A 22,516-nucleotide genomic window follows, 5' to 3' on the forward strand; every position below is an offset into this window, starting at 1 on the left:
GGGTGCGCTAGGCGACCAGCAGCCCGCTTCCCGCCGTGCTTGTGAAGTCGAGCTGGACGACGAGATCCTGGTAGTCGTGATCGCCCGTGAGCGGCCGGTCCTCGAACCCCCAGGTGTTCAGCCCGTAGGCGAAGATCGCCGAGGCCTGGCCGGTATTGCCCTGGGAGAAGGCCCAGTAGACTTCGCCGGTTGTCACGTTCGTGTACTTGAGCGCGACGATGTCGCCCTGGTCGACGTCGGCGATTTCCACCTGCAGGAAGTTCTTCTGCCCCGGCGCGTCGATCACCGTGCCGCCGCCGACGAGCTGATAGTTGCGCGCGGCGGCGGCGGCGGCATAGCCCGCCTCGCCCGGCAGCACGACGCCCGCGCCGGTGTCGATGCCTCCGTTGAGATCGTCGACCCGGTAGATCTCGAGTTGCGTCTGGTCGCCGCCATTCTGACGGATCCGCACGACCGCCTCCTGATCCGGCACGCCGCCCGCCGTCTGGGCGATCGCCACAGGACGCGCAAGCGTGATGCCGCCCGCGGCATCGCCGAACTGGACGAAGCCGTATTCGCTGGTGAGCAGTTCCTGGTAGGCGTCGAGGGCGACGCCATTGGCCGTAACGCCCAGCACGTCGCCCGCCGACACGCCGATCTGGTAGGGCGCCGATTTCATCGCCCCATCGAGCAAGGGCATCAGCTCGCTGTCGAAGTTGTCTCCCTGGACAGCCTGCCCGGCCAGACGGCTGGTCCAACCAAAGGCGCTATTGCCCCCCATGCTCACTGCATCGGTCCCGTCCACCTGGACGAGAACGCCGGCCCCGATGAAGTTGTTCTGCACCAGCAGGGTCTGCGACGCAGTGCTGGCGCCGCTGACCGGATCGATCACGGCATACGAAACGCCGTTGGCCAGTTCGTAGGTCTGCGTATGGGCGATCGTCGTCAGCGTCCGCGCCAGCACCATGCCGTTGGGCGTTCCCAGTCCCGAGACGAGATCGTAGCCCTCGCCTGCTTCGTACCCGTATCCGGTCGGAGTCACGTGGCTGTAGCCACTGTTCTCGCCGGGGGTGCGGTAGTCGCCGCCGGCCAGGAAAGAGGACGTGTTGTTGCCGTACAGGACGTCGTTGAACGAGGCCGGCGCGATGGCCGAAGCGATGTAGAGCAGGTCGTTCATGTAGCCGAGATTGGGCAAATTCTGATCGGCGAAGACGGCGTTGAGCTGGACGCCCAGGGATGCCCACAGCGGTGCGGCCGAACTGGTGCCATCGTCCGGCGTGGTGGCGACGTCGGTGCCTCCCATGTCCGCCGTGGGCACCAGGTACATGAGATTGCCGCCGCCATTTGCCGCGACGTCGGGGACCCCGCGCCCCGTCTCCGCAAGCGGATCGCTCGTAACCGGGGCGAGCCCGTAATTCAGCTGATAGAGCGGGATCGGCTGCGTGGGATCGACGCCGCCCGAACTCGTCGAGTTCTGGTAGTACCCGGTGTCCCAGTAGAGATTGGGCTCGCCGGTTATCGTGTCACCTTGCAGGTAGTAAGAGTTCCAGACCGTCTCGACGAAATACTGGACGGTCGCCGCATCCGTCGGAAGCGTCGTCATGCCTCCCTGTACGAGGCTCCAGATCGTCGCAAGATCGCCGGCCAAAGCCAGCGAATAGAGGCCTGGATTGAGCGTATCGTCGGCCTCCGCCGTGTCGAAGCTCGAGAGCGACGTGCCGCCGACCAGAATGTTGTAGGGCTGCGTGACATTGTATTCGACGTTGGTCACGCCGTTGCTGGTTTCGTTGCCGGAGCCCCCGTCACCGAGAGCGATGACGGTGGTCTGGTTTCGCAGCGCCGCATCGATGAACAGCTCCCAATAAGCCACGTAGAATGGCGAGCCGGGCGTCATGCTCTGCGCATCGCCCCAGGAGTTGGACGTCACCGCGGCGTAGTTGGGGTCCCAGATGCTGCTCTGCACCGCGGTGAACACCGACGCTTGCGCATATCCGGTGGTCGGCAGGCCATTGATGCCCGTGGCACTGCCGGCGCTTGCCGGCGTATTCTGTCCCGATCCGTTGTAGAGAACGATGTCGCTCTTCGGATTGATGGCGGCGACGATTCCCACATCGAGCGAGCGTTCGCTCGAGACTTCGGTTTGTCCGTTTATGCCCTGGACGGTCACTTGACCGGTGCCGGTCTGCCCGATCTGGGAGCTGGCGAGGTAGGCATCGAGTCGCGACTGGAACTCGCTACCAATTACCCCATCGGGACTGCTGCCGAGGTAGCTGCCGACACCCGGTTCGATGAGACCTATCGTCCCCGTCGCCACGTCCTCTCCAACCAGCGGGAAATTGTAGAAGGCCGCGATATCCTGAGGCGCCTGCGGCGCGGAGGTCGCGCCCGCCCCGTCGGGAAAATTGTAGGTCAGCGTCGTGCTGTTCCCGATGCTCTGGGCACCTTGGGACAAGGCGGGCGTATCGACGGTGGTCAGTTGCATACCGTCCGGGGCGTTGCTGGTATCGAACCAGATCCCTGCGATGTTCCATTCGCTCGGAAGCGAGAGATTGCCGTTCCAGAAGACGAAATCGTCCCAGGGCCTGCCGGGAACGTTGAACTCCTGAAGCGAAGAACTGAACAGGCTGTTGAACTGCGCCGCCGTGTCGAGCTGAACCCAGATGGTTCGCGATTCCTGAGACGTCACATAGTAGGAATTGGTGCTGTCGAGGATCGTGTACCCGGCAGTGTCCAGCGCGTTGTAGACGACCTGATAGGTGGCGGCATCGGCGCCATAGGTGGCCCACAGTGTCGTCTGGTCGGCAAGCGCCGCCTGGCGGGTTGCCCAGTTCTGCGAAAGCAGGGAGACGTCCGGGTCGGTGGCCGCATTGGCCCGCTCCAGGATGAGAGCGACGTTGATGTGTGCGTTCGTCGGATTGGTGTCGATATCCTCGGTCCGCATGTTGTAGGCGGCCTGCACGGACGTCCCGGCCGGGACGATTCGATACCCGGTGAAGTCGAGATACGAGGAATTGCTCAACTCTTCGACAGCCATATGCCCTCCTCAGTCCGAGAGAAACTGTCACAAACCGAAGTTGAAATCTTAGTCAAATTCGTCGCGAATGACGATCGCCGCCTCCTGATGGCAGTCCAATTAACCCGAGAGTGAGTGTTCGGAAGTAGCTCCGATATCCAAGCTGGTTTTCCAGTCGGTCACTGGTGAATATCAGCTAGCAGCCGCCGACAGGTTGAACTGCAGTTCGGCCAGCCGGGCATATAGTCCGCCCCGGCGCACGAGTTCGGCGTGCGTGCCGATGTCGGCCACCCGCCCCTCGTCGATGACGACGATCCGGTCGGCCTTCTGCACCGTGGCCAGGCGGTGGGCGATGACCAGGGTCGTCCGCTTGTGCATCGCCCGGTCCAGGGCCTGCTGCACCGCCAGCTCGCTCTCGGCGTCGAGGGCGCTCGTGGCCTCGTCGAGCAGCAGCACGGCCGGATCGCAGAGCAGCGCCCTGGCGATGGCGATCCGCTGGCGCTGTCCACCGGAGAGGCGCACGCCACGCGCGCCGAGGTCGGTCGCGAAGCCGTTGGGCAGGGCCTCGATGAAGGTCAGTGCCGACGCCGCCTCTGCGGCCGCTCTGACCTCGGCGTCGCTGGCGTCGGGACGCCCGTAGCGGATGTTGTCGGCCACCGAGGCACTGAACAGGGTCGGATCCTGCGGAACGATCGCCAGCGAGCGCCGCAGGTCGGCCAGCGCAAGCTGCCGAATGTCGATTCCGTCGAGGCGAACACTGCCCTTCTCGGGATCGTAGAAGCGAAGCAGCAGGTTGAAGGCCGTGGTCTTGCCGGCTCCCGACGGCCCGACGATCGCCACGGTCTCGCCCGGCGCGACCTGCAGGTCGAAGCGGTCGAGCGCCAGCGATTCGACCCGCGTGGGATAGCGGAACGACACGCTCTCGAACGACACCGCGCCCTGAACGGGCTTGGGCAGCGGCTCGGGGTTTGCCGGCTCGGCGATCGACGGCGGCTCGGCACGCAGCTCGGCCAGGCGCTCGGCCGCGCCCGAGGCGCGCTGCAGGTCGCCGATCGTCTCGCTGATGGCGCCGCCCGAACTCGCGACCAACACGGCGTAGAATACGAAGGCCGAGAGGTCGCCGGCGCTGATCCGCCCGGTCAGTACGTCGTGTCCGCCCATCCACAGCAGGAACCCGACGGCCGAGAAGACGATGAAGATGACCAGCGTGGTCATGTTCGCGCGACGCGAAACCCGCCGCGTCGCCGCGGTAAAGGCCCGTTCCGTCGCCACGCCGAAGCGCTGGGCCGCGCGATCCTCCTGCGCGAAGGCCTGGACCGTGCGCACGCCGTCCAGCGTCTCCGCGCCCTCCGAGACCATTTCGCCCATCCGCGCCTGGGCTTCCCGCGAGAGCGCCTTGACCTGACGCCCGAACACGATGATCGGCACGACCGTGAGCGGCACCACCGCTAGCGTCCAGAGGGCGAGCTTTGGGTTGGTGACCACCAGCATGACCACGCCACCTACGCACATCAGGGTGTTGCGCAGGGCCACCGAGGCCGAGGAGCCGATCACCTGCTCGATCAGCTGGGCGTCGGCCGAGATCCGGCTCATCACGTCGCCGGAGCGCTTCACCTCGAACCAGGCCGGCCCCAGCCGCACGACGTGTGCGAAGAGGTCCCGGCGCAGGTCGCTAACCACCCGCTCGCCCAGCCACGAAACCAGGTAGAAGCGCGCGCCCGACGCTATGGCCAGCACGACAGCCACGGCCAGCAGCGAGGCCAGCGCATAGTTGAGGATATCCGGCCGCCCCTGGGCGAAGCCGCGGTCGATCAGGGCGCGCAGGCAGGCGCCGAAGGCCAGGACGGTCCCGGCGGCGACCAGCAGCGACAGCAGGGCGAGGATCGTCCGGCCGCGATAGGGCCGGAGATAGGGACCGAGCAGGGCCAGGCCGCCGAAGCGCTTCATGGGGCCTGCCAGTTCAGCGGGACACCCAGCTCGTCGCCTAGGGCCGCCAGCAGGTCGCCGCCGGTCCGCGTGTCTAGCCACTGGCCGGCCGCCGCATCGAAAGCATAGTGGCGGGCACCGCTGATCGGCGAACTCAGCCAGACTTGCCGGGTGGGTGCATGTTTATTGACGATCCAGGTCCCGGCATCGCCCTCGACCGTCAGGATGCCCCTCTGGAGTTCGGCGTCGACATGGTCACCCAGTGCCTCCTCGAGGGTCGCGAGGAGGCTGTCGGCGAGGGTCTCGAAGATGGAATCGGTCATCGGCCCGGCCGGTCTACAGTCCGCAGCGGAGCCGTACAACCAGCTTGTCGCCGCGCCCCGGGGACTGTATACCCCCGCCCCTGTTGCGTCGGCCGGTCGGAAATCGGCCCTGAAGCGCTGGAGAAGGCATCATGAAAGAGAAGATCCACCCCGAGTATCACACCATCACCGTGGTGATGACCGACGGCACGTCCTTCGAGACGAAGTCGACCTGGGGCAAGGAAGGCGCGAGCCTTCGTCTCGACATCGATCCGAAGACGCATCCGGCCTGGACCGGCGTGCGCCAGAGCATCGATCGCGGCGGCCGCGTGCAGCGCTTCAAGAACCGCTTCGGCATGATCGGCGACGCCGGCGTCGGCGCCGGCGCGAAGGCCGCTGCCGCTCCGGCGAAGGCCGACGGAAAGAAGTAAGCCCGCTTCTTTAGGCGCTTCTGCTACATTACGGCCGCGATACCCTTCGGGAGGCGGCGTAGTGAAATCCGTTAGAGTTGTCTGTGCTCACGATTGTCCCGACATGTGCTCGCTCATCGCACATGTCGACAACGGTAAGGTCGTGCGCATCCAGGGTGACCCCGACCAGCCATACACGGCCGGTTTTGCCTGCGGCAAGGTCAACCGCGACAGCGACCTTGTGAATTCTCCCGAACGCATCGCCACCCCGCTGCGCCGCACAGGGCCCAAGGGCTCGGGCCAGTTCGAGCCCATCACCTGGGATCAGGCGCTCGACGAGATTGCAGATCGCTGGAAATCCATCATCCGCGAGAGCGGCCCTCTCGCCATCCTGGGCTACGCCTACTCCGCCCATCAGGGCCTGATGAACCGCGGGCTGGTGAACGGCCTGTTCCATGCGCTCGGCACGTCCCGCCTGCAGGCCGGTACGGTCTGCGACACCTGCTGCGAGACCGCCTGGGATGTGACGGTCGGTCCGGTCGGCGGTGCCGATCCCGAATCGGTCGTGCATTCCGATCTGGTGATCTCCTGGGGCGCCGACCTCGCCGCCACCAACGTGCATTTCTGGGCGCTCGCCGAGGCCCAGCGCAAGAAGACCGGCATGCCGATCGTGGTGATCGACCCCCGCCGCACGCGGAGCGCCCGGGCGGCCGATCTCTACCTGCCGATCCGGATCGGCACCGATGCGGCGCTGGCGCTCGGCATCATGCACATCCTCGTGCGCGACGGCCTTGCCAATCGCGACTACATCGCCAGGCACACGCTGGGCTTCGACAAGGTCGAGGCCGAGGTACTGCCCAGGTTCACGCCGGCGCGGACCGCGGAGGTCACCGGCCTGTCGGTTGCCGACATTGAGAAACTCGCCTCGATGTACGGCAAGGCCAAGGCCGCGCTGATCCGTCTTGGCGAGGGCATGACCCGCCTCACCCATGGCGGCCAGGCGCTGCGGACCGTGGCCCTGCTGCCGGGCGTCTCCGGCCATTACGGCGTCAAGGGCGGCGGTGCGATGCTGCTGACGGCCGCGTCCTGCGACCTGAACTACGCGGCGGTCCGCAAGCCCTCGGGCCCCGCCACGGCCCGCATGGTCAATCACCTGCGACTCGGTGAAGAACTCCTCAACATGAAGGATCCGCCGATCCGCGCCCTGTTCGTTGGCGCCAACAATCCGGTCGTGACCTGCCCCGAGGTGCACAAGGTCCAGAAGGGCCTGATGCGCGAGGACCTTTTCACGGTCGTGCACGACCCGTTCATGACCGACACGGCGCGCTACGCCGACATCGTGTTGCCGGCGGCCAACTACCTCGAGACCGACGATCTCTACCGCGCCTACGGCGCCTACTGGATGCAGTGGGGCCAGAAGGCGGTCGAGCCGGCCGGTGAAGCGCGCTCTAACTTCCACGTCGCCCAGGCGCTGGCGCAGCGCATGGGCCTTACAGACAGGATCTTCAGCCTGTCCCCGCGCGAGGCCGCCGAGGAGCTCTTCAAGGGCTCGACGGGCCCCGCCTCCAACGTCGACCGGAATGAACTGTTCGCCGGGGTGCCGTTGAACATCAAGCACGACTGGGACGGCCAGCCCTTCAAGACGCCGTCCGGCAAGCTCGAATTCTATTCCGAGCAGTTGGCGCAACAGGGTCTGCCACCGATGCCCGACTGGGAAGCCGATCCCATCGAGGCGGAGGAAGCGGCCAAGTGGCCGCTCCGGCTGCTGACGGCGCCGGGCTACTTCCAGGCGCATACCGCTTTCTCTGGCGTGGGTTTCCTGCGCGAACGCGAGGGCAAGCCCTTCTGTATCCTGCACCCCGAAGACGCCGCCAAGCGCGGCCTGAAGGATGGCGACCGGGTACGATTGTTCAACGACCGCGGCGAGATCGGTCTGATGCTCAAGGTGGCGGACGAGGTACAGCCGGGCGTTCTGCTGGTGCCGGGTCAACGCCCGGTGGGCGAAGCCGTGTCGGGCACGATCAACATGCTCTGCTCGGACCGCTACACCGACATGGGCGAAGGCGCGACCTACCAGAGCACCTGGCTGGAAGTTGCGCCCTGGAAGGAAGCGGCGGCGGCCTGAGCGGCGGCGCCCGATCGCAGTCCTTGCCGCCCGCCGGCCTCACGGGTCAAGCGTACCGGCCATGACGAAGCGGTGCTGCGTGCGCTCGCGCCGGGCGAGCTTCGGCAACGCCTGCCCGGCGATCAGCGCCTTGAAGTGCGGCGTTTCCTGATGCGAGGCGAAGCCCGCCTCGTCATGGAACACTTCGTAGAAGAAGAACTTGTGAGGCTCCGCGATCGAGCGGTGGATCTGGAACGCATGGACCCACGGCTCGCGCTGGGCCTGCGGCAGGTACTGCCGAATGATGGCAGCGACTGCGTCCGCTTCTCCCGGCTTTGCCTCCCAGAAGGCCGTGACGACGAGCCCGTCCTTGAGGGAATGAAGATCGACCATTTGGTTCTCCCGTCCGTCGCTGGGAGAGCGTTCTAGGTCGAATCGCCGAGCCGTCGCTTCGGCGCGCGGCGAAGCGACCCCCTACTTCACGACTTCCTGTGCGGCGACCTTGATGCGGCCGGTGCGCCGCGCCTTGTCGAGCGCGTCGTGGTCCTCGTCGGTCTGCTTTGCGTAGGCCATGGCGAATTTGCCGATCGCCTCGTCGAGCGTTTCGTTGTTGCCGCAATACCCGGCGATCATCGCAGGGTCGCCAGACTTCGCGTGGGCCAGCGCGAGGGCCCAGCCGCACAGGGCACAGTATTCGACGAAACCGTCGATGCTGCTGGGGTCGCTCTCGTTGAACTTTACGCTGCCTTTCATGTCGGCAAGCTGGCGGACGTAGAAATCCTTGCCCTCCGACTCGCCCCAGCCGAGGAAGATGTCAGGCGACCCCTGCGCCAGCCGCTGACCGACGACCACGCGTCGACCCTGGTTCTCGAAGCTGAGCTGGTGATCGACATAGGGGGCGAGGACCGAGCGCTTCGCCTCCTTCACCTGCAGGAACAGCGGATCGTCCGAATCGATCCCCTGCAGGAGCACGACCCAGCAGGCCGTGCCGACGCTGCCGACGCCCACGACCTTACGAGCAGCGTCGACGATGCGGTAGCGAGAGAGAAGCACGCGCCGGTCGATGGTCATCGATTGGATGTAGGCGCGAAGCATGTCGTCCAACGCCACATGGGTGGGCGTTCCCGCCACCGTATGCGTTTCGCGCACGATCAGCGGGACTTCCTCGATGATGCGATGCTCGCCATCGACCTGTTCGGTCAGCTTCTCGAGGACGCTCACGTGGCCCTTCGCGCGTGCCTTGTCCATCAGCCGCTCGGCGCCGCGCCGGGCTCGCGGCGACAGGGTATCGAGGACGGCGCGTTCGTCGATCCGGTCGTACCAGATCTGCAGGAAGCCCATTTCCGCGTACCGGCGCATCCGCTTGCGATAGGAGCGCACGATCGAGCGGGCGGCCCCTTCTGCCGCAACCCGATCGCCGCCCATGAAGCGCACCGCGACGGCGGCACTGGCCGCGAGGCGCTTGAGATCCCATTCCCAGGGACCGGGATGGACCTCGTCGAAGTCGTTGATGGCGAAGATCAGGTTCCGTTCGGCCGAGGCGAAGACGCCGAAGTTGGAGACATGCATGTCGCCGCAGGCGCCGACGCCCATGCCCGTCACCGGTGTCGTCGACAGGTCCGCGGCCATGACCGCCGCCGATCCGCGCAGGAAGGCGAACGGAGAAGCCAGCATCCGTGCAAAACGCACCGGTACGAGCTTCTGGATGCGCGAGGCGTTCTGCTCTTCCAGGATCGCGACGGGATCGGGCCGGTTCGCCGCTTTCTCGAACGAGGCATGGGACGTTCGCGGCACCTTCGTGCGTAACGCCTTGCCGGCCTGCATGCGTTCCGCGACGGTCGCCCGCGGCGCCGTGAAGCTCTCGAACAGCTCCATGCCCTCGGTCGCGGCATTCATGCGCGCAAACGTACGGTCGACGTTGGCGTCGATCTTGACCAGTGTCATGTTTCTCCCCCGCTCTCGACCGCCATTCAACGTCGGCGATACGCCGGGGTCAAAGAAATTGCCCGTGATCGCAGCGTCGAAGGGTCATCGGACCCTTGTCCGCTTCAGGGTCCCGTTCCCGTCCTCGTCGAGATTCTCGAAGGTGACTTGCGACGCCCGTCCATCCGGGCCGATCTGGAAGGTTACGCCCACGGTCCAGCCCGGGCTCTCGGCATAGGGCGCATAGAGGAAGAGGTCGCGGTTGAAATGCTTCAGGGGAAAGCGCCGGCCGGCGGGCCCCAGCACCAACGACAGGACGCCCCCGGACTCGATGACCCGAACGTCGCCGACATAGTCGTTCTGGTAGAAGCCGGTATAGGCCTGCAGCGGCAGCGGCGGTGACGGAGAGGCCGGCGGCGAGGCGTAGGGCGCCATGGCCTGCTTCTGGGCGCCGGCCCCGAAGCTGTCGTCGTAGATCTCATTCCAGTGGGCGATCCAGTCGCGGGAAGCCTTGCCCGCATAGATCTCGTCGAGGAAGGTCGCGGCCAGTCCCTCCGGCACACCGGTCGGAAAGGCATTGGTCAGGATGACGATCCCGAGTCTCTCGGCCGGCAGCATATGGACGAGGGTGCGGGCACCGGCGCTGAACGCCCCGGCATGACTCCACTCGACGCCGCGCTCGCGAAAATCGACGTTCCAGCCCATTCCGTAGAAGCCGGTGACGCCCGTCTTCGGATCGACGTTGCGAACGATCGTAGGCCGCCGTGTCTGCTCCAGTGCAGACTCCTTGATGATCGGGCGGCCGGCGAACCGGCCGTTGCCCAGTTCGAGCCGCAGCCACTGCATCATGTCGCGGGCGTTCGAACTCACGCCGCCTGCGGGAGACTGCGCATCGGCATTCCTCTTCACGAGCGGCGTCCATTTCCCGTCGACCCGGACATGCAGCGAAGAGCGGTTGGCCTGAAGCTGGAAGTCGCGGGCGCGCGAGCTGGTCGATTGCATGCCGAGCGGGCGGTAGACCTTCTCTTCCGCAAGATCCTCCCACCTCTTGCCGGTCGGCCGCGTGGCTGCGATGGCGCCCGCCGTAAAGCCGAAATTGCTGTAGACGAAGCTTGCCCGGAAGCTTCCGCCCGGCTTCGTGTAGCGGATGCGCTTCAGGATCTCCTCGCGGCTGAAGCCTAGATCCTCGATGTCGTTTCCGGCGTTCGCGGCCAGGCCGCTGCGATGCGAAAGCAGGTCGCGGATCGTGACCTGGGCCGTTGGATAGGCGTCGGGCAGCGAGAAGTCCGGATCGAGATCGCGGATGCGCGTATCCCAGGTCACCACACCGTCGCTCACCAGCGCCGCGACCACGGTTGCTGCCATCGGCTTAGAAACGGAGGCAAGCTGGAAAACCGTATCGGCGTTCACGGCCTCCGCCTGGCCCATCTCGCGAACGCCGAAGCCTTCGAGGAAAACGACCTCGTCGCGATAGACGATGCCGATCGAGAGACCGGGCACCTCCCCCTTGGCCACCGCCTGCCGGGCCAGTTCACGCAGCTTCGGCAAGGCGGCCGTGACCTTCTCCCTCGTCACGGGCTGCGCCTCGGCACCGAAGGAAACGAAGACAAGAAAGATCAGGGAAAGAAAAAGCCGCATCATCTGGTTACCTGCCCGACACAGGCTGATTTTTACCATCGGAGCGGCCCGCGAGAAGAGCCAGTCTCGCACCTGCAAAAGCGGCGATCAGGGCAACCGGCACGAAACTCACCGGGACCCAGAAGGCGGCGCTCGCGATGCCGTGGGTGCTGAGACCGCGCGAGAGCCCTGCCAGGGTGGAGACGATGCCGGCCGCGGCGGCCCCCAGCGCAAAGCCGGTCTGCTGCACCGTGGCCACCGCGGAGGCGGCGAGATCGCCCTCGCCCCGCCGGGCGCCGCCCATCAGCCGCTGGACCCCGAAGCCCCAGCACGCCCCGATGCCCAGCCCGACCAGCGCGATCAGTACGGGCAGGACGAGCACGGGCTTCGTCGTCATGAGCAGCGCGACGCCGGCCAGGCCCACGGCCATCGCCAGCGGGCCGACGGCGAGCATCCGGCCCGCCGCCCGCGGCGACCAGCCGGAAACCACAAGCGACGATACGGTCCAGCCCATCGACGCGCCGGCGACCGTATACCCCGCGGCCAGCGGGTCAAACCCATGCAGGCCCTGCAGGAAGATCGGGACGAAGATCGAGAGCGGGCTGTAGGCGATCGATACCAGCAGCGCGAACGACATCGCCATGCCGGTCACCGATCGCGGCGAGAAGGCATCGCTGGGGAAAAGCGGCGCGGTCGACCGCCGATCGAACAGGATCATCACGATCAGCAGGACGACCGCGGTGAGGAAGAGCCCGAACTTGGTGAGCGGCAGCGAGACGACGCTGGCGGCGGACATGACCGCGATCGCCAGACAGATCAGCGCCACTCTGCCGAAAGGCATGACGCGGGCCGGCCCGCCCTTCTCCGCCCGCGCCCGCGGCAGCGCGCGCGCCGCAACCACGGCCAGCAGCGCCGCCAGGACGGTCACCGCGTAGAAGGCGCCACGCCAGTTACCCCAGGTCGCGAAGGCGCCACCGACCAGGGGGCCGACCAGCACCGACATGCTCCATGCACCGGAGAGCAGCGCGGCGACGCGCGGCCACATCGGCTCGGGGAACGCATTGCTCACCAGCACATAGGCCATGGCCGACAGCACGCCACCGCCGAAACCCTGGATGAATCGCCCGGCCACCACCACGCCCATCGACGGCGCGACCGCGCAGATGAGCGCTCCGATGCCGAAGACCACGGCTCCGGCGCAAAAGGCGGTGCGCGCACCCAGGCGCACCGTAAGGTGTCCCGTGCAGGTCGCCGCCACGATCGACGAGGCCAGGAAGGCCGTCGTCGGCCAGCTCATCATGGCCGTGCCGCCGACATCCTCGACGATGCTGGGCAACACCGTCGCCAGCATCAGCACGTTCATCGAGTGCAGCAGGACGCCGCCCACCAGCGCTACCAGGAGCGGCAACCATTGCGGCTTCAGGAGCGCCGACCAACCGACCGTTGTGGACATGGCGGCGACTGATCATTTTCCGGCACCGAGGTCAAACGATGACGTGTGGTCGCGTCCGAAAACGCGAGCATCCATCGTGAGTGCATGGGAGTATCCAGCCATGGAATGGCTCGACCGCAGCACCCGTTACCGCGCCCTTGAGGGGCGAGCCCATGGCTGAGCCTCTCGAGTTCAGCGTCGACCGGCTGGAAACTCCAATCGGTGAGTTGCAGATCGTCGCCGACGACCGTGGGAGCCTCCGCGCGATCGACTGGACCGAACACGAGCCTCGCATGCGCCTCCTGCTCGACCGTTACTACGGCAAGGGCCGTTACACGCTGCGCCCGTCAAACGATCCCGGCGGCCTCACGGCAGCGATGCGCGACTATTTCGCCGGCAACGTCGCCGTCATCGACAGGCTGGCGGTCGAGACGACCGGCACGCCGTTCCAGAAAAGCGTGTGGCAGGCACTGCGCACGATCCCCCACGGCAGCACAGTCACCTATGCCCAGCTCGCCGCGCGCATCGGCAGCCCGAGGGCCGTGCGCGCGGCCGGCCTCGCAAACGGCCAGAACCCGATCAGCATCGTGCTACCGTGTCACCGCGTCATCGGCAGCAACGGTGCCCTGACAGGCTATGGCGGCGGCCTGCCACGAAAGAAGTGGCTGCTGGAGCACGAAGGCGCGCTGTAGGCCTCAACGGCGGAAGTTCGCCGGCGCCGTCACGTTGGCATACTCGAAGCGAACCTTGTGCTGCGCCTTGTCGGCGCCCTGCACGTCCGTCTGCTGGCGAACCGGCAGCCCGTCCCCGCCGATCCAAATCTCCGACACGGTGGGGCCCTGCGCGCCCGACGTCTGGACCCTGTAGAGGGTCGCTTCCTTGCCGTCGAACGTGTCGATGCGCACACGGGTACAGGTATGCGGCGACTTCTGCAGGGCCTGCGTCGAGTCTCTGACGGCTTTGAGGGCGTCGTACGGCTTGGCGATCCACTCGGTTCCCGCACGCATGTAGAGCGTGTCGCCCAGGCGGATGATCTCGCCCCTCAGGGGCTTGCCCGGCGCTGCCGCGCTCTCGATCGTGATGACCTGCCGCACGGGCACCCCCGCCTGCTTGATGACGGCGTCGAGCACCGGCTGGCAGGCCGCATCGTCGGCCTTCGCTATGCCAGCCGGCAGAGCGAGGGCAGCCGCCAGGATGAGACTCGAAAGCCCGCGCCGGATACTCGTCATGGCGTCCTCCAGCCTCGGAGATAGGCCGGCAGGACGGCCACGACAACCGTCAATCCAGCGAGATGCCGGTCTCGACCGCCACGGCCTTCCATTGGCGCACCTCGCCGTCGAGGAAGCGCGCCATCTCCACGCTGCCCTGCGGCATCGGATCGAGAAAGGCTGCGTCAAACTTCTCCTTCACATCCGGCAGCAGTAGGACGCGGGATATGTCGGCCGCAAGCTTGCTCGTCACGGCCGGCGGCGTGCCCGCTGGGGCCAGGAAGCCGTACCAGTTGTAGACGACGACACCCGGCGCACTCTCGGCATAGGTCTGCACGTCCGGCAGGCGCGGATGGCGCTCTGCCGTGGCGATCGCCAGCGCCTTCAGCTTGCCCGACTGGAGATGCGGCATGACCGGCGCCATCGCATTCATCACCAGCGGAATCTGGCCGTTGATCGCGTCGTTGAGCGCCGGCCCGCCACCCTTGTAGGGCACATGCACGAGATCGAGGCCGACTTTGGTGCGCAGCAGCTCATAGGTCAGATGCGGACCGCTGCCCTGTCCCGGCGTGCCGACGGCGATCTTCTGGAGCTGGTCGCGCGGCATTGCGAGCAGTTCCTTGAGGGAATTGGCCGGGAAGGACGGATGGGCGACCAGCACCTGCGGCGACGCGCCGACCAGCGTGATCGGAACGAAGTTCTTCACCGGGTCGTAGCGTGCCTTGGAATAGACCGCGGGATTGATGCCGTGCGCCACGTCGGCATAGAGCAGCGTGTAGCCATCGGCCGGCGCCCGCGCGACGATCTCGGTGCCGAGCATGCCGGCCGCACCGGGCTTGTTGTCGACGATCAGGTTATAGCCTGCGCCCATCTCCTGGAGCTTCTGCGCCACCAGTCGGCCGGTGAAATCAGACCCGCCGCCGGGCGCGTAGGGCACCACAAGACGGATAGTCTGCGAGGGATACGCCGCCTGCGCGCCGGCGGACGAGGCTGTCAGACCGGTGGCCGCGCCAGAGACCACGAAGCTGCGTCGAGAAAGGTGTGCCATGGCTGGAGGAACATACACACTTCGTGCCAGACCTGTACCGTCGTTGGTTTCAGTAGGTCGCGAAGATCCGCGCGATCTCGGCTGGATCCGAGGTGCGGGTGAGCGCCAGGGCGAGCAGCAGACGTGCCTTCTGGGGATTGAGATTGTCGGCCGCCAGCACGCCCGCGTCGGTGAGCTTCTTGCTGTGATGGATGCGCCCTGAGCCGGCGCGCGAGGACTGCACGACCGCGACCCCCTGCTTCACCGCCTCGGTCATGGCCGCCAGGTCGGCAGCCGGGGGCATCCCGGGCGCGAAGCCGGCCGAGACCAGCCCCTTTGCCCCGGCGGCGACAAACGCGCGCATCGCACTGCCGTCGGAGCCGGCATAGGCGTAGGCGATGTCGACCCGCGGCAGGGCGTCGAGGTCGGTGATGCTGAATTCGGTGTCCGGCATGTGCCGGCGTTCGGGCTTGCGGTAGTAGGCGATCCTGTCGCCGTCGGCATGTCCCAGGATGCCGAAGTCGGGCGTGCGGAAGGTCTGCATGCGCCAGTTCGAGGTCTTGGTGACCTCGCGCGCCGCCTGGATCTCGTCGTTCAACAGTACCAGCACGCCCCTGCCCCGGCTGTCGGCACTGGCCGCCGTGCGCACGCCGTTCACGAGATTGATGGCGGCATCGGTCGACAAGCCCGAGGCCGGCCGCTGCGAGCCGATCAGCACGACAGGCACATCGATCTTGAGCACCAGGTTCAGAACCCAGGCCGTCTCTTCCAGCGTCGCCGTGCCGTGACCGATGACGATGCCGGCGAGGTCGGGATGCTCGGCGACCACGCGATGGCAGAGGGTCGCGAGTTCCTTCCACTCGGCGAAGTAGATCTCGGGGCTCGGCACGTTGCGGAAATCGACCGGGATCACCTCGGCGATCTCGTTGACCACCGGAAAGCGTTCGACGATCTGACTGGCATGCATCCGCTTGTCGTGGATGCCGTAGTCCTGCAACTCGAGCGGATGAATGCCGAGCGACGAGATGGTCCCGCCGGTGCCGATGAAGGCCACCTTGGGCCGCTTCGTGCTGCTCACGCGATTCTCCTGCGCTGTTCGAGTACGCGGCGCAGGACGCAAGATCGATGCCGCCGCGATGTCGCCGCTCCGGCGACATCGCGCGCAGCGAAAGACGCGAGGCGTCTAGCCCTTCGCCGCCACCTTGTCCTGTGTCTTCAGGTCGAAGTCGCTGGCGTCGTGACGCTCGTGGAGCTGGGCCGCGGGATCGCCCTGCAGGCGGTTGACGATGCGGCCGCGGCGGACCGCCGGACGCGCGCCGATCTCGTCGGCCCAGCGCTGGACGTTCTTGTATTCGTGCACCGACAGGAACTCGCCCGCGCCGTAGAGCAGGCCCTTGGCCAGCCCGCCGTACCACGGCCACACGGCGATGTCGGCGATCGTGTAGTCGTCGCCGCCCAGGTATTTGCTCTCGGCCAGGCGCCGGTCGAGCACGTCGAGCTGGCGCTTGGTCTCCATGGCGAAGCGATCGATCGCATACTCGATCTTGACCGGCGCGTAGGCGTAGAAATGGCCGAAGCCGCCGCCCAGATAGGGCGCGCTGCCCATCTGCCAGAACAGCCACGACAGGCATTCCGCGCGCTCGGCGCTATCGGTCGGCACCAGCGCGCCGAACTTCTCCGCGAGATAGAGCAGGATCGCGCCGGATTCGAATACGCGCACCGGCTTCGGCCCGCTGCGATCCAGCAGCGCCGGGATCTTGGAGTTGGGATTGATCGCCACGAAGCCGCTGCCGAACTGGTCGCCCTCGCCGATCTTGATCAGCCAGGCATCGTACTCCGCACCCTTGTGGCCGAGCGCCAGCAGCTCCTCGAGCATGATGGTGACCTTCTGGCCGTTCGGCGTGCCCAGCGAATAGAGCTGCAGCGGATGCTTGCCGACGGGCAGCTCCTTCTCGCTGATCGCACCGGCGATCGGCCGGTTGATGTTGGCGAACCGGCCGCCGCTCGCCTTGTTCCAGGTCCAGACCTTGGGCGGCGTGTAGTCCGATGCGTTACTCATGCTCCACAATCCTCTGATGAAAGCTCCGTTGATGAAGCCATTCTATCCGGACCGGCGCGATCCCGCGCGCCCCGCCTCGAGGATTCGACGACGGATTCCTCATCGGCGGCCGCACGAATTCTCGTGCGACCTGCCGAAGGCTTCCGGTATCAGCCGGCCTCGCCCGTGAGGTCGGACAGTTCGTAGAGCGGCCGGATCTCGATCTCGCTGGGTCCCGGCATGGGATTGGGGCAGCGTTTCACCCAGGACACCGCCTCGTCCATGTCCTTCACCTCCCACAGCCAGAAGCCCGCGATCTGCTCACCCGCGGGCGCGAAAGGTCCCTTTCGCGCGGTGCGCGCGGCGCCGTCGAACGCCACCCGCCGGCCCTCCGAGGTGGGCTTCAGCCCGTCGCCGTCACGAAGGATGCCGGCTTTCTCCAGTTCCTGGTTGAACTTCCCCATCGCTTCCATCAGCGCCATGTTCTCCGGGGACTGGACGAAGCCCTTCTCGCTGTCCGCCGTCGCCTTCACGATCACCATCACCCGCATCTCTATCTCCTTCGTGATGCCGAACTCATCGGCCTTGTGATGGAACGACGAACGGGGCTCGCCGGAGCCGACAGGCCCGCGGACATAAAAGTCGCTGGCCGATGCGCGCGCCGCGCTGTCTGGAAACCACCGCGCTGGCGGGCGATGATCGCACGGTCTCGGCGCGCCCTTTACCCAATCGGGCCGCGCCGATCCGCACCCGATACGTTCCAAGGCCAATGGCATGAGCTCCGAAAACGCTGCCCCTCCCGCGCCACACTCCCGCCCGCCAGGCGCCCTTGTCGGCCGACGATCGGTTCTGGGTGCGACCGGCGCCACCGCCGGTTCGCTCGCGCTCGCAATGTCCATGCGGCAGGCGTCGGCATCGCCCGTCCAGACGGCGCAGGCCGACGCAGGGCCGCCCGTTCGGATCGCCAGGGCGCGGCTCGATGCGCTCGCGGCGAAGTTCTATCCAGTGTTCAACGAGGGCAACGTTCTGGGCGCCTTCTCGGCCGAACGGCATGGCGCGCGCTACGATGTCGAGTTGCGGGCCTTCACCACGCGCTCGCGGCTGCCGCAGACCGGCGAGCCGGTCGAGGTCAGCGGGCTTCTCGCGGTGCCCGCCGGCCGCGAGGGCCCCGTGCCTGTCGTCTCCTGGCAGCATGGCACGATCCTGTCTTTCGACCAGGTCCCCTCCAACCTCACGAAGCTCGCGGTCGAGCGCTACGAACTGCGCGATTCGGTCGATTCGCTGGAGACGCTGTTCAACATCCAGCGCCTCGCGGGAAACGGCTACGCCGTCATCGCCGCGGACTATCTCGGCAAGGGCGCCTACCGGAACGGCCGCGACGAAGCCTATGCCGTCAAGGACGTCACCGTTCAGGTCTGCCTCGATGTTCTGCAGGCCGGCGTGCGCGAACTGGAGCGATCGGGCCGGCGCCAGTCCGCGCTGTTCCTGAACGGCTGGTCGCAGGGCGCGCTCAACACCCAGTGGATCAAGCAGGACCTGCAGCGGCGCGGCATCGCGGTGGCCGCGACGGCCGCCCAGAGCCCGTTCAACGACCTGCCGAACACGTTCCACTACTGGTCGAGCCCGCAATCCTTCGCGCCGTCCACGGCGGCTTCCTATCCGCCACCGCCTGCCTGGATCGTGCCCTGCCTGATCGTGCTGCTCGGCAGCTATCGGCGCTATTACGGCCTTGCCGATCTCTTCGAGACCGCGATCAGGCCGCAATACAGAGCCTTCGCCGAGAAATACTGGTCCGACTACAGCATCGATCCGCAGGCCGCGAAGACGATCCCGCCGGTCGCCGACTTCCTGATCGAGGGCCTGTTCGAGCGCTACACCCACGACACGAACAGCAGACTGCTGCGCCGCCTCGCCGCCAACAGCACGACCTTCTGGGACTACGATTCGCCGATCCGCTTCTACTACGGTCTGGCCGACGAGGCACTGAACCCGCGGCTCGTCAGCATGGCCCTGGCGTCGGGCGGACGCGACATGGCGGGCGTTCCGGTCAAGGGCGCGAGCCACCGCGCCACCTTCCTGGCGAGCCTCTACGGCGACGGCGCCAACCTGAACGGCCAGTCCACCGTCTTGGACTGGTTCAATTCGCGCCTCTAGGCACGGCGCGATAGCCAGCCCTGGAGGCCCTCGTCAGCCCGGATGCAGGCCGGGCGCCTCCTGGCCCGTGCTGGCGACATACTCGGTATAGCCGCCGCCATACTGATGGACGCCCTCGGGCGTCAGTTCGAGGACGCGGTTGGAGAGCGCGGCCAGGAAGTGGCGATCGTGGGAGACGAACAGCATCGTGCCCTCGAACTGCGCCAGCGCCGCGACCAGCATTTCCTTGGTGGCCATGTCGAGATGGTTGGTCGGCTCGTCGAGCACCAGGAAGTTCGGCGGGTCGAACAGCATCTTGGCCATGACCAGCCGTGCCTTCTCGCCACCCGAGAGCACACGGCAGGGCTTCTCGACGTCATCGCCGGAGAAGCCGAAGCAGCCGGCCAACGACTTGAGCGCGCCGGTGCCCGCCTGCGGGAAGGAATGGTCGAGCGATTCGAACACCGTGTCGTCGCCGTCCAGCAGGTCCATCGAATGCTGGGCGAAGTAGCCCATCTTGACGCTTGCGCCGATCGCGACGCTGCCCTCGTCGGGCTCGGTGGCGCCGGCCACCAGCTTCAGCAGCGTCGACTTGCCCGCGCCGTTGGCGCCCAGCACGCACCAGCGTTCCAGCCGGCGCAGGCGCAGGTCGAGGCCCGAGTAGATCGACTGGCTGCCGTAGCCCTTGTGGACGTTGCGGAAGCTCACCACGTCCTCGCCCGAGCGCGGCGGCGTGCGGAACTCGAACATCACCGACTGGCGGCGGCGCGGCGGCTCGACCTTCTCGATCTTGTCGAGCTTCTTCACGCGGCTCTGCACCTGCGCGGCATGGGACGCGCGCGCCTTGAACCGCTCGATGAACTTCATCTCCTTGGCCAGCATCGCCTGCTGGCGCTCGAACTGCGCCTGACGCTGCTTTTCGCCGAGCGCCCGCTGCTGCTCGTAGAAGTCGAAGTTGCCCGAATAGGTGATCAGCGTGCCGCCGTCGATCTCGATGACCTTGCCGACGATGCGGTTCATGAACTCGCGGTCGTGGCTCGTCATCAGCAGCGCGCCGTCGTACTTCTTCAGGAAGTCCTCCAGCCAGATCAGGCTTTCGAGATCGAGATGGTTGGAGGGCTCGTCGAGCAGCATGCCGTCGGGCCGCATCAGCAGGATGCGGGCGAGCGCCACGCGCATCTTCCAGCCGCCCGAGAGCAGGCCCACGTCGCCGTCCATTCGCTCCTGGCTGAACGACAGCCCCGCCAGCACCTCGCGCGCGCGGGCGTCGAGCGCGTAGCCGTCCAGTTCCTCGAAGCGGCCCTGAACCTCGCCGTAGCGCTCGACCAGCGCATCCATGTTGTCGGCCTGGTCCGGATCGGCCATCGCCGCCTCCAGCCGGGCAATCTCGACCGCCAGTTCGCTGACCGGGCCGACGCCGTCCATCACCGCGGCGACCGCGCTCATGCCCGACATCTCGCCGACATCCTGACTGAAATAGCCGATGGTCATGCCGGGATCGATCGTCACCTGGCCGTCGTCGGGCTGCTCCTGGCCCGCGATCATGCGGAACAGCGTCGTCTTGCCCGCGCCGTTGGGCCCCACGAGGCCCGCCTTCTCCCCCTTCTGGAGGCCCATCGAGGCGTCGATGAACAGGATCTGGTGGCCGTTCTGCTTGCTGATGTTATCGAGACGAATCATGGCGCCCGTGCTGGCGGGAAAGCAGCCGCGATGCAAGCGCGGGCCGATGACGGTCTTGCGGCCGATTGTCCTCTCTTTGCTCGCGCCGGTGGCCTCAACGACACCTGCACCCAAGTGCGAGCCGCCTGGTGTGCGCGTCAGCCACCGGCTGCCTGTCTTCGGCTCAGCGCGGGCTGATGAGCGCCCTGCGCGATCGGCCCCACAGGATCAGCACGGCAAGGGCGACGTAGATCAGGTTGAACGGCAGCGGAGCAAACTCGCCGCGGATCATGTGGAACGGAATGGCCAGGGCCTGAATGGCCAGGAGGCCGGCGGCGGCCCAGACCGTCAGCTGCGGCATGATCCGGGTCGCGGCGGGCAGGATCAGGCCGACGGCGCCGAGGAACTCGACGAGGGCGATGCCCCGCACCAGCCAGAGCGGTGCGCCGGCGGTCCAGACGAGACCCATCGCCACAAGGTCGGGAATCGGCATCAGGCCCTTCATGTAGGCGGCCATCAGATAAAGGGCCGCCAGCGCGAGCTGCGCGGCCCAGAGGCCGGCGTTCCAACGCGGGCTGGAGAGGGGGGCGATCGTGGCTGTCAGGGTCATGGCTGTTCTTTCCGGTTGGCGCCGTCTCGGGACTGGCGCGGTTGACTGATGGACAGATCATTTGCTCTTTCTTGTAAATTGATCATCAGCCCAAGAATTGATGCTATATTTCCCTACAGGAGATAATTCATGGACGCCCTTCTCGGCCTTCGCGTCTTTGCCATGGTCGCCGAGCTGCGCAGCTTTGCCGCCGCGGCCGATCGGCTGGGCCTGTCGGCCGCGATGACCAGCAAGCACGTGCAAGCCGTCGAGGCCCGCGTCGGCGCGCGCCTGCTGAACCGTACCAGCCGAAGCGTCAGCCTGACCGAGGCCGGGACGATCTACCTTGCCACCGTGCGGAGCCTGCTCGACGGGCTCGAACAGACCGAAGCACAGCTGGCGCAATCGACGCTCCAGCCCAGGGGCATGCTCAAGGTCAGCCTGCCGGTCTGGATGGCGAACCGGGCCTTTGCGCGGCTTCTGGCGGCGTTCCACGCCCAGAACCCGGGCGTGACGCTGGATCTCGACCTGTCGGGCCGCAAGGTCAACCTCGTGGACGAGGGTTTCGACCTGGCGCTGCGGGTCACGCCCACGCTCGACGAAACGCTGATCGCGCGGCGCCTGGCGACGATCTCCTTCGCCCTGGTCGGAACACCCGCGCTGCTGGATCGCCTGGGCCGGCCCCGGGAGGTCGAGGCCCTCGCAGGGGCGCCGTTCCTGGCCTATTCCACGGTGGCGCCGGATGGCCGGGTACGCCTGTCCAGGGACGGCCCCGAGTTGCAGTTGTACCCCGTGCTGCTGTCCGGCAACGAGACGCTCCTGCACCTTGCCGTGCGCGAGGGGATGGGCCTCGCCTTCATGCCGCTGTGGCTGGTCGCCGAGGATCTGGCGACGGGCCGGCTGGAAGCCGTTCTGCCGCCCGAGCTCTGGCCCAGGCTCACGCTGCACGCGGTCTATCCCAATCGCAGTTACTTGCCGGCCAAGGTGAGGACCTTCCTCGACTTTCTGACCGGCCCCGACGGCATAGGCGGTCTGGACCGCGAGTGAGACTTGAACCCACCGCGCTGTCCGAGGCATGTCCGACGAATGACGGTTCGATGGACAGGTGACTGTCGTCGAACAGCCTGCGGCGCGCGCGCGGAACGGGATGCGCGAC

18 protein-coding genes and 1 pseudogene are annotated in these 22,516 nt (G+C 66.7%); 5 read left to right on the plus strand and 14 right to left on the minus strand.

The window, feature by feature from the left end:
- Positions 1 to 7: 7 nt before the first annotated feature.
- The 3 genes from LJ725_RS24935 to cyaY form a co-directional block, all read right to left on the minus strand.
- Positions 8 to 3,013 (minus strand): S8/S53 family peptidase, encoded by a 3,006-nt coding sequence (locus LJ725_RS24935; RefSeq protein ID WP_230553663.1) that lies wholly within the window; start codon positions 3,011 to 3,013, stop codon positions 8 to 10.
- 171 nt (positions 3,014 to 3,184) lie between these two features.
- Positions 3,185 to 4,939, minus strand: a complete 1,755-nt coding sequence (locus LJ725_RS24940) for an ABC transporter transmembrane domain-containing protein (RefSeq protein ID WP_230553664.1) — start codon at positions 4,937 to 4,939, stop codon at positions 3,185 to 3,187.
- Positions 4,936 to 5,241: an iron donor protein CyaY gene (gene cyaY, locus LJ725_RS24945; RefSeq protein WP_230553665.1), complete on the minus strand. Its 306-nt coding sequence runs from the start codon at positions 5,239 to 5,241 to the stop codon at positions 4,936 to 4,938. The genes LJ725_RS24940 and cyaY overlap by 4 nt, the downstream gene beginning before the upstream one ends.
- A 131-nt stretch (positions 5,242 to 5,372) precedes the next feature.
- Between cyaY and rpmE the strand changes: the two are divergent.
- Positions 5,373 to 5,585: pseudogene (rpmE, locus tag LJ725_RS24950) on the plus strand (50S ribosomal protein L31); the annotation flags it as partial.
- Between the two features lie 127 nt (positions 5,586 to 5,712).
- A complete protein-coding gene (locus LJ725_RS24955) occupies positions 5,713 to 7,755 on the plus strand; it encodes a molybdopterin-containing oxidoreductase family protein (protein ID WP_329958391.1) in 2,043 nt (680 codons plus the stop codon).
- A gap of 39 nt (positions 7,756 to 7,794) precedes the next feature.
- Here LJ725_RS24955 and LJ725_RS24960 read toward each other — a convergent pair whose 3' ends face one another.
- The 4 genes from LJ725_RS24960 to LJ725_RS24975 form a co-directional block, all read right to left on the minus strand.
- Positions 7,795 to 8,127 (minus strand): putative quinol monooxygenase, encoded by a 333-nt coding sequence (locus LJ725_RS24960; protein WP_230553667.1) that lies wholly within the window; start codon positions 8,125 to 8,127, stop codon positions 7,795 to 7,797.
- An 81-nt stretch (positions 8,128 to 8,208) separates the two neighbouring features.
- Positions 8,209 to 9,678, minus strand: coding sequence for a DUF2252 domain-containing protein (locus tag LJ725_RS24965; protein ID WP_230553668.1), 1,470 nt, complete (start codon positions 9,676 to 9,678; stop codon positions 8,209 to 8,211).
- Between the two features lie 84 nt (positions 9,679 to 9,762).
- Positions 9,763 to 11,298, minus strand: coding sequence for a serine hydrolase (locus tag LJ725_RS24970; protein WP_230553669.1), 1,536 nt, complete (start codon positions 11,296 to 11,298; stop codon positions 9,763 to 9,765).
- Positions 11,299 to 11,302: 4 nt separating this feature from the next.
- Positions 11,303 to 12,727 (minus strand): MFS transporter, encoded by a 1,425-nt coding sequence (locus LJ725_RS24975; RefSeq protein ID WP_230553670.1) that lies wholly within the window; start codon positions 12,725 to 12,727, stop codon positions 11,303 to 11,305.
- A gap of 152 nt (positions 12,728 to 12,879) precedes the next feature.
- On the opposite strand from LJ725_RS24975, the gene ogt reads away from it, so the two are divergent.
- Positions 12,880 to 13,398, plus strand: a complete 519-nt coding sequence (ogt, locus tag LJ725_RS24980) for a methylated-DNA--[protein]-cysteine S-methyltransferase (protein ID WP_230553671.1) — start codon at positions 12,880 to 12,882, stop codon at positions 13,396 to 13,398.
- Between the two features lie 3 nt (positions 13,399 to 13,401).
- Here the strand turns inward: ogt and LJ725_RS24985 are convergent, their stop codons facing one another.
- The 5 genes from LJ725_RS24985 to LJ725_RS25005 form a co-directional block, all read right to left on the minus strand.
- Positions 13,402 to 13,935, minus strand: a complete 534-nt coding sequence (locus LJ725_RS24985; protein WP_230553672.1) for a hypothetical protein — start codon at positions 13,933 to 13,935, stop codon at positions 13,402 to 13,404.
- Positions 13,936 to 13,984: 49 nt separating this feature from the next.
- Positions 13,985 to 14,962 (minus strand): Bug family tripartite tricarboxylate transporter substrate binding protein, encoded by a 978-nt coding sequence (locus tag LJ725_RS24990; RefSeq protein WP_230553673.1) that lies wholly within the window; start codon positions 14,960 to 14,962, stop codon positions 13,985 to 13,987.
- Between the two features lie 49 nt (positions 14,963 to 15,011).
- The gene (locus LJ725_RS24995; protein ID WP_230553674.1) at positions 15,012 to 16,019 is read right to left on the minus strand and encodes an asparaginase; all 1,008 of its coding nucleotides are present in this window, start codon (positions 16,017 to 16,019) and stop codon (positions 15,012 to 15,014) included.
- Positions 16,020 to 16,124: 105 nt separating this feature from the next.
- Entirely contained in the window at positions 16,125 to 17,000 is an 876-nt protein-coding gene (yghU, locus tag LJ725_RS25000) for a glutathione-dependent disulfide-bond oxidoreductase (protein WP_230553675.1), read from the minus strand.
- 149 nt (positions 17,001 to 17,149) lie between these two features.
- Positions 17,150 to 17,530 carry a YciI family protein gene (locus tag LJ725_RS25005; protein ID WP_230553676.1) on the minus strand — a complete coding sequence of 127 codons (381 nt, stop codon included), beginning with the start codon at positions 17,528 to 17,530 and terminating at the stop codon, positions 17,150 to 17,152.
- 340 nt (positions 17,531 to 17,870) lie between these two features.
- Here LJ725_RS25005 and LJ725_RS25010 point away from each other — a divergent pair, with 340 nt between their 5' ends.
- Positions 17,871 to 19,133, plus strand: coding sequence for a lipase family protein (locus LJ725_RS25010; RefSeq protein WP_230553677.1), 1,263 nt, complete (start codon positions 17,871 to 17,873; stop codon positions 19,131 to 19,133).
- Between the two features lie 33 nt (positions 19,134 to 19,166).
- On the opposite strand, the gene LJ725_RS25015 is transcribed toward LJ725_RS25010, so the two are convergent.
- Both LJ725_RS25015 and LJ725_RS25020 read right to left on the minus strand, forming a co-directional pair.
- Positions 19,167 to 20,792, minus strand: a complete 1,626-nt coding sequence (locus LJ725_RS25015) for an ABC-F family ATP-binding cassette domain-containing protein (RefSeq protein WP_230553678.1) — start codon at positions 20,790 to 20,792, stop codon at positions 19,167 to 19,169.
- A 163-nt stretch (positions 20,793 to 20,955) separates the two neighbouring features.
- On the minus strand, positions 20,956 to 21,381 hold the full coding sequence (locus LJ725_RS25020) for a DoxX family protein (RefSeq protein WP_230553679.1): 426 nt from the start codon (positions 21,379 to 21,381) through the stop codon (positions 20,956 to 20,958).
- 129 nt (positions 21,382 to 21,510) lie between these two features.
- Here LJ725_RS25020 and LJ725_RS25025 point away from each other — a divergent pair, with 129 nt between their 5' ends.
- Positions 21,511 to 22,407, plus strand: coding sequence for a LysR family transcriptional regulator (locus LJ725_RS25025; protein ID WP_230553680.1), 897 nt, complete (start codon positions 21,511 to 21,513; stop codon positions 22,405 to 22,407).
- The last annotated feature ends 109 nt before the right edge of the window (positions 22,408 to 22,516 follow it).

The sequence above is a fragment of the Reyranella aquatilis genome (genome assembly GCF_020880995.1).
In the GTDB taxonomy this organism is placed as follows: domain Bacteria; phylum Pseudomonadota; class Alphaproteobacteria; order Reyranellales; family Reyranellaceae; genus Reyranella; species Reyranella aquatilis.

Bases quoted from the DNA above. Each gene is read 5' to 3' on its own strand.
- LJ725_RS24935 (WP_230553663.1), bottom strand. From the start codon at position 3,013: ATGGCTGTCGAAGAGTTGAGCAATTCCTCGTATCTCGACTTCACCGGG.
- LJ725_RS24940 (WP_230553664.1), bottom strand. From the start codon at position 4,939: ATGAAGCGCTTCGGCGGCCTGGCCCTGCTCGGTCCCTATCTCCGGCCC.
- cyaY (WP_230553665.1), bottom strand. From the start codon at position 5,241: ATGACCGATTCCATCTTCGAGACCCTCGCCGACAGCCTCCTCGCGACC.
- LJ725_RS24960 (WP_230553667.1), bottom strand. From the start codon at position 8,127: ATGGTCGATCTTCATTCCCTCAAGGACGGGCTCGTCGTCACGGCCTTC.
- LJ725_RS24965 (WP_230553668.1), bottom strand. From the start codon at position 9,678: ATGACACTGGTCAAGATCGACGCCAACGTCGACCGTACGTTTGCGCGC.
- LJ725_RS24970 (WP_230553669.1), bottom strand. From the start codon at position 11,298: ATGATGCGGCTTTTTCTTTCCCTGATCTTTCTTGTCTTCGTTTCCTTC.
- LJ725_RS24975 (WP_230553670.1), bottom strand. From the start codon at position 12,727: ATGTCCACAACGGTCGGTTGGTCGGCGCTCCTGAAGCCGCAATGGTTG.
- ogt (WP_230553671.1), top strand. From the start codon at position 12,880: ATGGCTGAGCCTCTCGAGTTCAGCGTCGACCGGCTGGAAACTCCAATC.
- LJ725_RS24985 (WP_230553672.1), bottom strand. From the start codon at position 13,935: ATGACGAGTATCCGGCGCGGGCTTTCGAGTCTCATCCTGGCGGCTGCC.
- LJ725_RS24990 (WP_230553673.1), bottom strand. From the start codon at position 14,962: ATGGCACACCTTTCTCGACGCAGCTTCGTGGTCTCTGGCGCGGCCACC.
- yghU (WP_230553675.1), bottom strand. From the start codon at position 17,000: ATGAGTAACGCATCGGACTACACGCCGCCCAAGGTCTGGACCTGGAAC.
- LJ725_RS25005 (WP_230553676.1), bottom strand. From the start codon at position 17,530: ATGCGGGTGATGGTGATCGTGAAGGCGACGGCGGACAGCGAGAAGGGC.
- LJ725_RS25010 (WP_230553677.1), top strand. From the start codon at position 17,871: ATGTCCATGCGGCAGGCGTCGGCATCGCCCGTCCAGACGGCGCAGGCC.
- LJ725_RS25015 (WP_230553678.1), bottom strand. From the start codon at position 20,792: ATGATTCGTCTCGATAACATCAGCAAGCAGAACGGCCACCAGATCCTG.
- LJ725_RS25020 (WP_230553679.1), bottom strand. From the start codon at position 21,381: ATGACCCTGACAGCCACGATCGCCCCCCTCTCCAGCCCGCGTTGGAAC.
- LJ725_RS25025 (WP_230553680.1), top strand. From the start codon at position 21,511: ATGGACGCCCTTCTCGGCCTTCGCGTCTTTGCCATGGTCGCCGAGCTG.